The organism is Pedobacter sp. 05T44, from assembly GCF_056395985.1.
Window position 1 is genome coordinate 62,489 of sequence record NZ_JBFTKO010000005.1, and the last position, 14,155, is coordinate 76,643.

The window sequence follows — 14,155 nt, forward strand, 5'->3', positions numbered from 1 at the left end:
GATTATTGTTTACTAAATGATCTAACAGCAGGTCCATATCCGGCATTATCCAAAGCCCATGAGTAACTGCCGCCGTTCATTGTTCCAACCGTGGAACTGAAAGCGCCCATAGGTGAACCTTGCGGTGGAATTTGTATTGTCGATCCAGTTGGATTGATTGCCACAACCTTATCTGTATTTCCTACGGCACCGCCAGGGTTTGTAATAAAATAAACTCCTGGAGCTACCTTGGCCCATACCGCAAAAGTAGCAAAACCAGCTCTTTTATAAGTACCCGAATAATCATTCCCGGCAGCATCTGCTTTGGTATCATACACAACAACATATCTAGCCTGTGATGCAGAAAAACCATCAGAGTTTGCGGCAGAATACGTAAGTGTATAAACCGCTGCAGCTGCAGTATTAACTTGTCCGTCGGTCTTAACGTCGATTTCATCTTCACCAACCTTAGCCACAACCCCTGGATCAGTATAAGTCCCACCCTTGGCCACAAACATATATTGGTCGCCATTTACTGTTAATATAGGATAAACAGTAACCTTTGAGATTCCAACCGTTCCTTCAGGATAGTTAAAGGAATCGTCTTTGCATGACAGAAACGTCATGACCAAAATTCCTATAGCAATTATATTTAAATATCTTTTCATGATTCTATTCTAAATTATTAATCAATATCCTATTTTCCCCACCAAACTTTTGTATAGATTGGAACTTCAGCTGGCGTGTTTTTATTTCTATCTCTCGAAGATGCAGGAAAAACTAACCTTTTCGGGAACTTACCAGCTGTAACCCCATTCTTAGCATAAACCCATTCTCCTCTATGATTAGGTAAGGCGGCGTTCTCAGGATCGTAAGACGGATCTGTTGAGTAAACCGGGCTGTTTTTGGGATAACCAGTTCTTTGTTGCTCAAAGAACGCTTCTATAGTATGTCCAGATCTTGGTAGCGAAGCCCATTTTTGAACGATAATTTGCTCTAACTTATCCTCAAACGAGCCTGCGCTTTTATATGCATACTTTCCTCCTGGAGCAATAAATGCCGCACCTCCACTTTGAGACGCTTCTGCAAATGCAGCGGTTACTCCGGCATCATATTTAGCTTTTGCTCCTGAACCGCCAAAATAACGCTCTAACGCCTCAGCCTGCATGAAATAAGATTCTGACTCATTTATAAACCATACTGGATCAGTTGCATCTTGAGCGGCAACTGTTGCAGATGAATATGATGGTTGTTCTTGAGCTGTTGCAGCAAAATCACCCTGATGCATTGCCGTAGGAGTTGCTGTTCCAAAATAAGTAACAGTTCTTAAATCTCCATTTTTAACCAACCAGGTAGTCAGTGTTTTACTTGCTCGGACGTTAGTAGTTGTATTTAATCTTCTGATATTATATTCGTAGAAAGGATTACTATTGTTAGGCGTTCCTTCAAACTCAGCAATACCAGCACTCATTGTTAAAAAGTTAGCTCCATCAGCATAAAGCTTGGTAATTCCAGCCTGCGCTTCAGCTGGCTTTGCATTCACCATTCTTAAATACATTTTTAATTTCAATGTATTCGCAAATTGAACCCAGCTATCCATGTCGCCATTAAATAGAAAATCACCTTTAGCTTGGCTGGTTGTTAGCGGTGCTGAAAAATCTTTAGCCAGGGCTGCATCGATTTCAGCCAATAAAGCAACATAAATACTATAGCCATCATCAAACTTTGGCTGTAGGTTCGCTGCACCTTGGAATGCCTCAGTATAAGGAACTTGGTCGTAAATATCAACTAGTACCTGATAAGTGTAGGCTTTCATAACTGTAGCCATTAAATTGTATCTCCAATCGCTTCTCTCCTGTGCCAGCTTTATAGACAAATTGAAATCGGCAAGTGATCCAGACAACAATCTGTCATAAGGGCCATTCAGATCGACTCTAGTCAAATTATAAGTATCAATTGTTTTGTATTGATTAGAGGCATTTGATTGAGTCCAATACTGAGACCATATGCCTCCAAGTATTGTCAACTCGCCCCCTACAATCCCGGCTGTCCCCATAATTCCCGACGGAAACAACACCTCTGGAGAGGCTTGCTCTATTGGCGGGTTATTAGGATCAACATTTACATCCAATGTTTTCTTACATCCAAACGTTAAGAAAATCAGTGCTGATAAAATCAGTGGTTTATATTGTATATTAATTTTTTTCATCGTTCAAATATTAAAATGTAACTCTTAAGGATGCTCCGAAGAACCTTACTGGAGGAGCCGTTCTAAATTCACCGAACTCACTGGCCAAATCAACACCCTGGTTAGAAACCTCAGGGTCAATTGTTCTGTTCGACTCAGGTAACCAGGTAAGTAGGTTTCTTCCAAAAACAGTAAAAATAGCTCTGTTTGCGCCTATTTTGCCCGCAATAGTTTTCGGCAAGGTGTAGCTTAATGAGGCTTCTCTTAATTTCAGGAATGTTTTATCCAGAATACGGTTACTATATACCATTGCTTTATTTGTTGTTGGATAATAGTAATCATCAATCAAACCTTCTGTAATTGGGGTCGTATTTTCCTCATATCTGATCAGGTTTCCATTCGCATCAGTAATCTTCTGTACTGAGTTAGGAACAATGAAAGGGCGACGATCGTTAAATGTTGATTTAACATCAGCACCAACAAAATTTAACAAATCTGCTGTTCCAGAATAAAATACCCCACCTTTTTGATAGTCGAGCGTAAAGCCTAAACTAAAAGATTTATAGGTAAACATATTTGTTAATCCCATAGAGTAATCTCTTTGGATATTGCCATATTCTTTATTTGTAGCTGCAACTACAGGGAATCCGGTTCCATCTACCACAATCTTTCCATCAGGAGAGTATTCTGGGCCGGGAGCTTGAAAAACACCAAGTGGTTTTCCTTTTATTGCCACTAAATCTGCATCATATGCATTATTAATAATAACCTTATCCAAACCTGCCGGTAGCTCCATAACCATATTGCGCTGCCTGCTAAACGTGTAGGTTAGGTCCCAATTAAAATCAGTTGTTTTAACCGGTTTGATATTCAGTGCTGCCTCAATACCTCTCACCCTAACTTTACCAAAGTTCAAGATCTGGAATAAGTAACCACTTCCAGGATCAATTGGAACAGGTAAAATTTGATCAACCCTTAATCTATTAAAGTAGGCAACATCTAAGCCAATTCTATCAGATAAGAACCTGATATCACCACCAAACTCGTACTCTTTTACACGCTCTGGTTTAAGGTTAACATTATTTAATGTATTTGCAATAGAATATCCTGCCACTCCAGCTACCGGAAATCTAATGTTACCAAAACCTAATGTAACGTTGGTTGCATTTAAAACATCAAAAACCCTGTATGGATCAGTATCACTACCTGTTTCTCCATAACTTGCCCTTAGTTTAAGGAAGCTTATTGGAGTGCTTTTCATATCAAATGCTTCAGAAACAACATATGCCAAACTCGCTGCAGGATAAAAATAACTATTGTTTCCTGTTGCCAATGTTGATGACCAGTCGTTCCTTCCGGCTAAAGTTAAGAAAAGGTTGTTTTTATACCCCAAGGTTGCAGAAGCATAAGCACCAAACAAACGTCTGTGTCTTTCGGTTTCTGTACTAGTTGGCTTATTTGCCGAATTACTAAGACTAAAGAATCCCGGGATGGCCAGATCTTCTACAGCTGTAGTAAGAAAACGCGAACCTCTGTCATTATAGTTAACCCCAACTACTCCGTCTATATCGAAATCAGAGAAGGTTTTTTTGAATATCGCATTAAGTTTAGAGTCATATTCAAAAGTTTTAATAGACTCTTCTATCACTCTACCAACATCTGCAGCTCTTTTAGCACCTTCAACGTTTCCACCATCATTGTAACTACCCAAAGTTGGTGCATTTTTGTTGTGCCATTGTCTATCCCCGGCATTATCAACATCAGCTCCTTGTTGGAATTGTAACTTCAGCCAGTCATTTACAGTAAAGCCAAAATTAACATTCCCATAAATACGGTCATTTTTGTAACGACTACMATTCTCATATATAGAATAGTATGGATTTTCTGCATAAGGAGTAAAGTAGTTGTCTACATTAAAGAACTTGTTTTTATAATCTCTTAGATCTTTAATTGGAATATCCTGCGGAATTTGCAGAATATCTTCATAAAACGAAGAACCAATTCCTGATATACCTTGTCCTTGTGCAACAAATTTTTGTGTTTTAGAAACATAGTTCACAGATCCTTCTATGTTAAAATTGCCAATTACAGTTGCTGCCTTAACACTAAAGTTATTCCTTTTATACGAATCATTATCAGAAGGAAGATAACCGTCACTCATTACATTTCCATAAGAAAAATAATAGGTAGTTTTATCACTTCCCCCACTTAAGGAAATATTACTATTAAACTCTGTTCCGTTTGTTAACGCATCTCTAACATTATTTTTAATGAATGAATACGGTTTTAATAGTTGAGAGTTATCAACTATTGCACCCCAGGTTCTCATTTGCCCATCATACTTAGGACCCCAGTTACCATTTTCAGATTCGATGAATGTACCATCCCATCCCTGACCAAAAGTAGATTGGGGCTTAAATACCGATGCCACTTGCGTAATGGTTGTAGCGTGCGAAAAATCAACAACCATTTTACCTGCTGTACCTTTTTTAGTAGTAATCAAAATTACACCGTTTGATCCTCTTGATCCGTATAACGCTGTAGCGGCAGATCCTTTAAGGATACTCATGCTTTCTACAGAGTTCGGGTTAATATCGTTGGCATTATTACCAAAGTCATAGCTCTCGTCTGATCCAATGCTTGAATTGTCCAAAGGAACCCCATCAATAACATATAGAGGTTGGTTACCCCCGCTTATTGAGGTGTAACCTCTTAGGATAATTTTAGTTGAACCACCTGGTGAACCTGAAGTATTTGATATCGTTACCCCTGCAACTTTACCCTGCAAACCACCCAACATACTTACCGGGGCCGATTTATTAATATCTTCAGATTTAACTGTAGTTTCTGAATAACCGATTGTTTTCTTTGTTTTGCTAATACCCAAGGCTGTTACAACAACCTCTGTTAAGGATTTAGAATCGGATTGTAAAACAACATCAACAGTGTTTCCAGAAGCAGCTACTGTTTGAGAAACGTAGCCCAAGTAAGAGAAAACAAGTTCCGCGGAAGCTGAGGGTACAGACAATGCGTATTTACCATCGCCTCCAGTTTGAGTACCATTTTTTGTGCCTTTAACTACAACAGTTACTCCCGGAAGCGGCTTGCCGTCTTCCTTGTCTGTAACCGTACCAGTAATTGTTCGATTTTGTGCCATAGCAGAGCCTGCTATGAATGCCAAAATGAACAAACTTTGTAAAAGTTTTTTCATAAAAAGTTAGAATTTAGGTTAGTTAATAATGCTTAAATATACGCATTTGATATGCGAGCATAAATAATTTAAGAATAGCCAAATTTAAATGACACAAATATGACACAGAAAACAGATCATGAATATTGAAAAACACAGCTTTTACGAAATTTTATTCTGAATATTAACCAATAAGCACGGAAAATGTTCAAAAAACAAAGTGACATCTCATCTTGCCAAAATATTTAACATATTTTAACACTATATAGTATAAAGTTTAACTAAGGAGATTTATAATTTCAACATAAACAGGCTCATTTTCAATAATATCTAGTTAACCAGAAATACGGCATTGGTAAACATCTGTTTTCCATTTTCCCAGAACGACCTGAAAAGTATATCACTCGCAAGATAAACAACCGTCCCTTTTGAGACCGATTGAATACCGAACAACATCCCGTTATCCAGCTTTTTTAATACGCCTTTCCCCACCACACCAGACATATAACTATTTGATTTTAAGACACCTACACTCCAATCTTTATTCAAAAGCTCATAGATTTTATCATCCGTTTTCAAAGCATAATAATAATCTCCCAAGCCAGCGGAAATTGGGTGGCTTTGATCCAGATTAACTTTAAAAATAGCTCCGGGAATCGTTTCCGACAAATCATCAAGATTGCGTTCTCCATACTTTCTTGCCCCATTAACCTTTATGTCATTTTTTACACTCTCTCTCAACCTAATATTAAAAGGTCTTTTCCCCAGCGTACTTGAAATTGCATCTTCAAACAGAACTACTTTCCCACCGTTTTCAATCCAACTCTCCAATTTCTCGTTAATATCTTCCCCGTAATTACCATCTGGCATAATCAAGGTATTTATCTTATTAATATCCAACTTATCTATGTTATTAGCCGTTATCATGGTAACGGGGTAGTTCAATTCTTGCTCAAAGAAATGCCATGCCTCACCAACACCTTGAGTAGAGATCCCTGTACCTGTTACAATAGCTACTTTAGGTACATTTAGAATAGGATAAACATTTGATCCGAAATCCTTTCCCTTATCTACATAGCCACTTGCAGAAGTATAAACCACAGCATTCAGGTCTTTTTGTATCCTGGCGATCTTAGACGAAAGCCCCTTTACCTGCCGTTCATTCTCTGTTCGGTACACCAACAACGATCCGGCAGGAAACACCTTCGTACCAATAGTAAACGCTTGTTCAGCCGATCTTACCTTAATGTTTGCCCGCTGTAATGCAATAAGCACCTGCGCATCTTCGATCGAATTCCACTTAAAAATCCAGGCATAAGGCTTATCTGCTATTTCAGACTGCTCTTTGGGTTCTTCTAAAGCCGGATAAGTTCCTTTTACAGATTCTTTACTTGCGTATGCTTTTAAACCGTAAACGTATGGCAAAGCCCATGCAGTAATGTCATAGGTATTAGAATCATTAACAGCTGTTTGAGGTTCAAATAACACATTAGCCAAAACAGCTTTGGGCTGCTGCAGATTTACAATCAGGTCATTCCTATCTACCTTAAAGCCTTCTACTTTCTTTGTTTCATAATTATACCCCCGCATGTTCTTATCCAATCCAAACCCATACGCAATGCCATTCTTTTTTAGGAGCTCAGCAAGCTTTTTAACTTTACTCAGGTTTTGGGCTTTCACTATATATGTTTTATAAATACCCGGAGGGTTAGTAACCGCTTTTTCAAAATAGAGTTTGAACTCCTTTACCAGCTTATCGGCATTTTTTGAAACCGTTTCAATAGTAGCCATACCCGTAGTATAATGGTGACTAATCCTTTCCTTAAGCGTAAGCGTATCTCCATCAGTAGTTACTACAGACAGTCCGGCCCCAATTCCCCCTTGTTCATAAGTCATTCCTACTGCACCATTGTACAATGGATACGTATCTCCGTACGATGGATAAAGCAGATCAAAGCGTTCCTTAGTGAAATACTGCCATCCGTTCTCATCAAAATACTTAGCATTGTTTTTCCCAACAGTGACCTGAAACTCACGCTGCCAGGGGGTAACATCCTGATGAATCGGTTCGGCCGCAGGTGCAAAATAATAGGGTTCATTATAACTTTGTTCATGAAAGTCCACATGAACCTCGGGCATCCACTCATGATATAACTTTAGGCGTTGCTGTGTTTCAATTTGTGTTTGCCAGGCCCAGTCTCTGTTTAAATCAAAATAATAATGGTTCGACCTACCACCGGGCCAAGGCTCAGAATGCTCTCTTGCCATTGGGTTAGAATTGGGCTTATGTCCGCTAACCGAGTTAAAATAATTCACATACCTTTCCCTACCATCCGGATTAAGGCATGGATCTATAATTATGACGGTATTCTTTAGCCAGTCTTTAATGTCGCTTGTTTTTGCTTCAGCAAGGTCAAATATGGTTTTCATAGCTGTTTCAGTAGAGCTGGCCTCGTTCCCATGTACATTATAGCTTAACCACAATATAGCCGGCTGTTTACCTTTCTGTGCTGTGAATGATTCTGCCTTACTCAGACTTACATTATATTTCCTGATTTGCTCTAAATCATCTATGTTTTCTTTAGAGGATATCACTGCAACTAACAACTCTCTTCCTTCGTAAGTTTTGCCATAGCTTACAATCTTTATGTTCTTTTCTTTACCACTTATGTACTTAAAATAATCGACAACCTTATCGTGCGATGTAAATTTACTTCCAAGGGCATACCCTAAAAACTCATCCGGAGACTTTGTTTGAGCATCTGCAACACTCAAACCAACAAGCAAAAACAAAAAAGAAAGGAAGAAGTATCTCATATTGATGAATTAAGACTCCAAAATACTAATTTTACCATATTAATTATTCATTTTATCTATGACTGCCATCGAATCCCTTTATCAGCATTATCTAAAGCACCCTGTTATATGTACCGACACAAGGAATATAACTCCCGATTGCTTGTTTTTTGCCCTAAAGGGTGATAATTTTGATGCAAATACTTTTGCAGAGAAAGCACTTACAAACGGTGCTGCCTATGCCATAATAGATAACCTTTCATACAAAACCAGCAAGCAATGCATTTTAGTGCCCGATGTACTGACTACATTGCAAGATCTTGCCAAACATCACCGCTCACAGTTAAATATACCGGTTATAGGTTTAACTGGTAGTAATGGCAAAACAACCACCAAAGAACTAATAAAGGCCGTTCTTTCAGAAAAATATAATGCCTTTGCCACCAAAGGAAACTTAAACAATCATATTGGTGTACCTCTTTCTATTTTATCACTAACAACTGACACCGAGATTGCAGTAATAGAAATGGGCGCCAACCACCAAAAAGAAATAGAGTTTCTGTGCACTATAGCGCAGCCTACTCACGGTTTAATTACCAATGTAGGCATGGCACACTTAGATGGCTTTGGAGGATTTGAAGGTGTTAAAAAAGGAAAAGCAGAACTTTATGCATATTTAAAGAACAATCATGGTTTTGCGTTTATAAATAGAAATAACCACTATCTGTTGGAAATGAGTACTACTGCTGATCTTGATAAGGTTATCTATTACGGCACAGAATCAACAGATACAATATCGGGAAAGCTGATCAAAACAGATCCATTAATTGAAATTTCATGGTCAGACAAAGGGGCCAGCTACCAAACATCTGTTAATCTAACAGGCTCTTACAATTTCGAAAACATATTGGCGGCCATATGCATTGGGGCATTTTTCGATGTTACTCCTTCAGCAATAAACAAAGGTCTTTCCGGATACTACCCTAACAACAATCGCTCACAAATCACAAAAACGGAGAACAATACTGTGATCTGTGATTTTTATAACGCAAACCCGAGCAGTATGACCGCTGCCCTAAATAACGTTTCTCTTTTAACTGCCGACAAAAAAACTGTAATTATCGGAGATATGTTTGAACTGGGCAATGAATCTGCAGAACAGCATGAGCTTATTGCTAAGCAGGCTGAGCAACTTAATGTACAAACACTGATCTTTATTGGAAAGTATTTTTACGCACTAAAGGATAAATATAAAGGGGTTTTCTTTACCGCTCCTTCAGAAGCTCAAGAGTTCTTAAAAACGCACCCTATAAAGGATAATATGATACTTTTAAAGGGATCCCGAGGTATGGCACTTGAGCAGTTGCTTCCCATATTATAGAGAAAAGCGAGACAGAAGTCAATAAAACCATGGCCTCCTCTTTTCAATTGCCTTAAAATTTAAATGTAGTGCACTGGTTTAAATATCTCCATATATTGGGATTCTTTTTACTTATACTATTTCAAGAGATTCCTAAACTATTATAATATTGCATTTGTTGACCTTCGTAATACGATGAAATTTTCAGATAAAGAATTGCATGAAGGCCGATATTATACCCCATACGACTATCTCGCCTCTTTTATTCTGTATAGCTACATACGGATAAGCCCATTTCAAAAAATTGTATAACTATTTTCTAACGTATTAATAAATCTGAATAGGCATTATAAGATATCACTTTTATATCAAGGTCATCTAATTTTTCCAATCCAATTACTTCATCAACGGTACCATGTTGATAAGCTACTTTTACTTTGAACCTAAAAATTGTTTTGTTATTACTTCCTTCGGTTCGCGTTGTATTACTATCCACAATCAAATAGCTTTTATAATTACCAACCTTACGATTAATAAGTTTCACTATTTTACTTACTGCATTTTTCCCTGCTGTATTTACCAATGCACCACTGGTCATTAAATCAAGAGCATCGTAATTATTGTTTGAAATATTATTGTAAAAATTATTGACAACCTGTTTCCCCTCTTGAGTATCGTCAGCTCTATCCACATAAGTACGACTAAATGTGCAAGCCGAGATAGTGAGTCCTATTGCCACTATATATAAAAGCAATACCCTTTGTATTTTTAAGTTCATCGTATAACAAATCTATTATTAATTATCCTTCCCCTCAATAGTCACCAAAACATTTCGTCTAAATAATTCAATTATCATCGAATTCTTTCTCTTAACCAGTGAATCACCTATTTGAATTCTGTTATGATCAAAATTCCAATCAGGATCAAAAAGATAATATTCAACACCGTTTATTGAGACATAGGCCTGCCCTTTGATATTATATCTAACACTATCAACCTTTCCATTAAATTGATAGTTAAGCGTTTCGGATCTGCCTGTATGCCCTATGTAGATTACTCCTATGGTCATCAATATGACAAAAGAAATAAAAAAAATTAGAACAACTTTAGTATAATTTTTACTATAAATCATCGTAAAAGTACTGCTCCTCACAGAGTGATTAACCTGAGGGTTTTGATTTGCAATACGAGGACATAAATACTTGGTATAATAAAAAAGATGGATTATTTTTTTTATTATAAAGGCGATGCTACCTTTTTCAAGATTATTACTTTCAACATTTTTTGAGAGCATTTTTCATGAAGATTAAGCGCTAGTTAAACCTAATACTTATTTCACAAAAAACAAAATTAAAGCAATAGATTTTTAACATATTTTGAATGTTTATAAAAACTGTACTCTACTGATAAATAGATACCTTTATTCCCACATCACTGATCTCAGCAAGCGGATTATCCCGCATATTCTGCTCTATTTCCAACTGATATTTACCGGCAGCAGGGAATTTATAGTTGGTAAGCAAAGGCAAATTATAGGTAAACAAATTACCTGAACCCGAACCGTTCCACTGCCCATCGGGCTGCGCTAACCTATATTCATACCGTCTGGTGTGCTTATTTTGTCCCGCTCCACTCATGTGAAATAGAACAAAAATATTTGAATACCTGTAATCGGCTGTAAGGCGCAATTTAAAATAGATATTATAAGGCTTACTGCTATCCGTAATTTCAACTAATGTTTTAACCTTATTTGGATAACTCCAGTTACGTGCAGGCATAGACATGTTGCTGTCCATGAGCGTATTGGTATCGCATCCGCTAAAAAAGAAAACGATTAAAACTGAGGACAGCAGTAAAACTTTAAAATTATTCATCCTTAGGCTTTTCCTTTTGTTTTTTCCTCCGGTTATTGTTTCTATTTCTATTCCTGTTTGCCGATGGCTGACCAGTGGCCGCACCAGGTTGTTCATTGATCGTACCTTCGGCCGCTTGAACTATTGGCTTATTAACTGGTTTAGGCTGTTGACCTTTTTTCGGATGCTGAACCGGCTTTGCTCCCTGTGCAGGCTTAGGCCCTTTCTCTGGTCTGGCACCTTGTACAGCTGGCTTAGGCCCCTGTGCAGGTTTAGCATTTTGAGGAGGTCTTGGTCCCTTTTCAGGTCTGTTTCCGCTATTTCTATTTTCGTTGGCCTTGTTAGGATTATTTCTATTGTTCTTGTTGCCTTTATTTCTAGGCTTATCGTCTAAACGGGTTAAACTATCCTGCCCAACAACATTTTCGTAATCAGGTATTTTCTCTACAACAGCTACCGGAGTTAATTCAACAGCCTCTTCTTTAAGATTAATTGGTTTTTGCCCACGTTTATTCATTGCCATGATTTCTTTTACACGGTCAACTTTTAGCGGAATCCAATCCTCTGTATTAGGATAACTGAACCACATAATCTTTTTAAAGATGTCAGTTTTTTGGTGGCGGGCAACGCCAATTTCAGTTTGCAGGCTTTCAATACGATCAGGAATGTCTTTTAAAGCATCTAAATAGGTATCCAGTTCATAATTTAAACAGCATTTTAACTTGCCACATTGCCCTGCAAGCTTTAAAGTATTTAAAGAAAGGTTCTGATATCTGGCCGCAGCTGTTGATACCGTTTTGAAATTGGTTAACCATGTAGAACAGCAAAGTTCGCGACCACAAGACCCAATTCCTCCTAACCTTCCGGCTTCCTGACGCATTCCAATCTGGCGCATTTCAATCCGGATTCTAAACGTTTCGGCCATCTTTTTAATCAGCTCCCTAAAGTCAACACGACCCTCTGCGGTATAAAAAAACGTAGCCTTAGTTTTATCTCCCTGATAATCAACATCGCTGATTTTCATAGATAGACGTAAATCTAAAGCAAGGGTACGTGCTTTATGCATGGTTTCCCATTCCAAAGCCTTAGCGATCTTCCATTTTTCAACGTCTGCTTCAGTAGCTTTTCTGTAAACTTTTCTGGTTACCTGATCAATAGTTGCTTTACGGCGTTTCATTTGCATGCGTACCAATTCTCCCGTTAAGGAAACATGGCCGATATCATAACCGCCGGTAGGGCCCTCAACAGCAATTAACTCACCTATTTCTAGGTAGATGTTCTCGCTATTCAGGAAAAATTCTTTCCTGGCACCCTTAAATTTAACTTCTATTACTTGAAAAGGTATATAATTTGAAGGCATGTCAAGATTAGACAGCCAGTCGTAAACTTCCATTTTTCCGCATCCTCCAGTAAGGCAAGAGCCATTACTTTTGCAACCCGAGGGGGCACATCCGCCACCTGTAGAACAACTTCCACATCCCATAATTAACTATATATATATTGAGTCCCTTTCGGGAGCGTTTTAAACTTAATTATTTTTACTAGTTGTAAAGATACATCTAAAAACAGAATTTTAGGATTTGCATTTCTCTCGATATGATAATGCGCCTTTTCCAATTCCGAAATAATGGCATCTGCCATACTTAGATTAAGTACGTGGGTCGATAACCTTTTAGCCGTGTCCATAGCTGAACCGGGCAGCTTAACCAGCTCTTCTGCACCACTTAACAACAGGCTGCATTCTCTTAAAAAGCTAATCCCGTACTTTAAAAAATTCTTTTGATTTTCTCTTCCCCAGCCCGCAATCTGATCTACAAAATTGGTTAAGTCCAAAACCCTGTTGCCGTAACCCATCCTTAACCATTCGGCAAATTTATCGGCATTTTCATTTTGCGTATTGGCCACCAATTGCTTGGCTTCAATCAAATTCCCATCTGCGAGAAAGCTATATTCTGTAGCCTGATTTTCCGACAAGCCAAATTCATCCATCAAATAACTTTCAACAGTAGCATGTGGCAGTTTAGGAATTTTAACAATCTGCGTCCGCGACAACAGGGTAGAAAGAATCTGTTCCTGGTTGTTTGCAACTAAAATAAACAGGGTATTTTGCGGTGGTTCTTCAATAATCTTTAATAAGGAGTTTCCTTCTTTATCCAGATATTCGGGCAGCCACATGATCAGTACTTTCGTCTCAGCTTCAAAAGCTTTATAACTTAATTTTTTGATGATATCATGACACTCGGCAATGTTAATATTTGCCTGTTTATTCTCCGCACTTAATTTGGATCGCCAAATATCCATGTCAAAATAAGGATCGGCAAGCACCATACTGCGCCATTCATCTAAAACATCTACTGCTGTTCTTACATCTTTAGAAGCAAAAAACGGGTAAGAAAAATGCAAGTCAGGGTGAATATATCTTTCATATTTTCTGCACGAAGAACATTCGCCGCAGCTATCATCAGCCTGTTTATCAAGACAGTTAATGTATTGAGCATAGGCAATTGCCAAAGGCAAAGCACCACTTCCTTCTGACGAAAGAAACAACTGCGCATGACTTATCCTATTCTCAGCAAATGTTTGTATCAACTGCTGTTTTATAGCTTCCTGACCTATGATATTCTTAAACTGCATTTGGTGCAAAATAGCAAAATTTTAAGACTTGGCTATAACAGCTATTAAAGTTGACAAAATACCTGCATACAATGTTGCTGGTTCGACGCTAGTTCGAGACAGATTTGAGTTTGCTTCGGGTAAAAGTACCTGTTTCCCGAAGCAAACCCGAATCT

10 protein-coding genes are annotated in these 14,155 nt (G+C 38.0%); 1 reads left to right on the forward strand and 9 read right to left on the reverse strand.

Features of this window, described 5'->3' with window-relative positions; translation table 11 throughout:
- Window positions 1-2: 2 nt before the first annotated feature.
- The 4 genes from AC1DDK_RS10265 to AC1DDK_RS10280 form a co-directional block, all read right to left on the reverse strand.
- The gene (locus tag AC1DDK_RS10265) at window positions 3-647 is read right to left on the reverse strand and encodes an immunoglobulin-like domain-containing protein (protein WP_288881417.1); all 645 of its coding nucleotides are present in this window, start codon (window positions 645-647) and stop codon (window positions 3-5) included.
- Between the two features lie 29 nt (window positions 648-676).
- The gene (locus tag AC1DDK_RS10270) at window positions 677-2,188 is read right to left on the reverse strand and encodes a SusD/RagB family nutrient-binding outer membrane lipoprotein (RefSeq protein WP_288881415.1); all 1,512 of its coding nucleotides are present in this window, start codon (window positions 2,186-2,188) and stop codon (window positions 677-679) included.
- Between the two features lie 10 nt (window positions 2,189-2,198).
- Window positions 2,199-5,378, reverse strand: a complete 3,180-nt coding sequence (locus tag AC1DDK_RS10275) for a SusC/RagA family TonB-linked outer membrane protein (protein WP_477633881.1) — start codon at window positions 5,376-5,378, stop codon at window positions 2,199-2,201.
- Between the two features lie 309 nt (window positions 5,379-5,687).
- On the reverse strand, window positions 5,688-8,174 hold the full coding sequence (locus AC1DDK_RS10280; RefSeq protein WP_288881410.1) for a M14 family metallopeptidase: 2,487 nt from the start codon (window positions 8,172-8,174) through the stop codon (window positions 5,688-5,690).
- A gap of 58 nt (window positions 8,175-8,232) precedes the next feature.
- Between AC1DDK_RS10280 and AC1DDK_RS10285 the strand changes: the two genes are divergently transcribed.
- Window positions 8,233-9,534 carry a UDP-N-acetylmuramoyl-tripeptide--D-alanyl-D-alanine ligase gene (locus AC1DDK_RS10285; protein WP_288881408.1) on the forward strand — a complete coding sequence of 434 codons (1,302 nt, stop codon included), beginning with the start codon at window positions 8,233-8,235 and terminating at the stop codon, window positions 9,532-9,534.
- Between the two features lie 298 nt (window positions 9,535-9,832).
- Here the strand turns inward: AC1DDK_RS10285 and AC1DDK_RS10290 are convergent, their stop codons facing one another.
- The 5 genes from AC1DDK_RS10290 to AC1DDK_RS10310 all read right to left on the reverse strand — a co-directional run bounded on the left by AC1DDK_RS10290 (window position 9,833) and on the right by AC1DDK_RS10310 (window position 14,000).
- Complete coding sequence (locus tag AC1DDK_RS10290; RefSeq protein WP_337717111.1) at window positions 9,833-10,291, reverse strand: hypothetical protein; 459 nt, start codon at window positions 10,289-10,291, stop codon at window positions 9,833-9,835.
- A gap of 18 nt (window positions 10,292-10,309) precedes the next feature.
- On the reverse strand, window positions 10,310-10,582 hold the full coding sequence (locus AC1DDK_RS10295) for a hypothetical protein (RefSeq protein ID WP_337717108.1): 273 nt from the start codon (window positions 10,580-10,582) through the stop codon (window positions 10,310-10,312).
- 331 nt (window positions 10,583-10,913) lie between these two features.
- Window positions 10,914-11,387 carry a gliding motility lipoprotein GldH gene (locus AC1DDK_RS10300; protein ID WP_288881402.1) on the reverse strand — a complete coding sequence of 158 codons (474 nt, stop codon included), beginning with the start codon at window positions 11,385-11,387 and terminating at the stop codon, window positions 10,914-10,916.
- The gene (locus AC1DDK_RS10305; RefSeq protein ID WP_288881399.1) at window positions 11,380-12,849 is read right to left on the reverse strand and encodes a PSP1 domain-containing protein; all 1,470 of its coding nucleotides are present in this window, start codon (window positions 12,847-12,849) and stop codon (window positions 11,380-11,382) included. The genes AC1DDK_RS10300 and AC1DDK_RS10305 overlap by 8 nt, the downstream gene beginning before the upstream one ends.
- A 2-nt stretch (window positions 12,850-12,851) precedes the next feature.
- The gene (locus AC1DDK_RS10310) at window positions 12,852-14,000 is read right to left on the reverse strand and encodes a DNA polymerase III subunit (protein WP_337717107.1); all 1,149 of its coding nucleotides are present in this window, start codon (window positions 13,998-14,000) and stop codon (window positions 12,852-12,854) included.
- Between the last annotated feature and the right edge of the window lie 155 nt (window positions 14,001-14,155).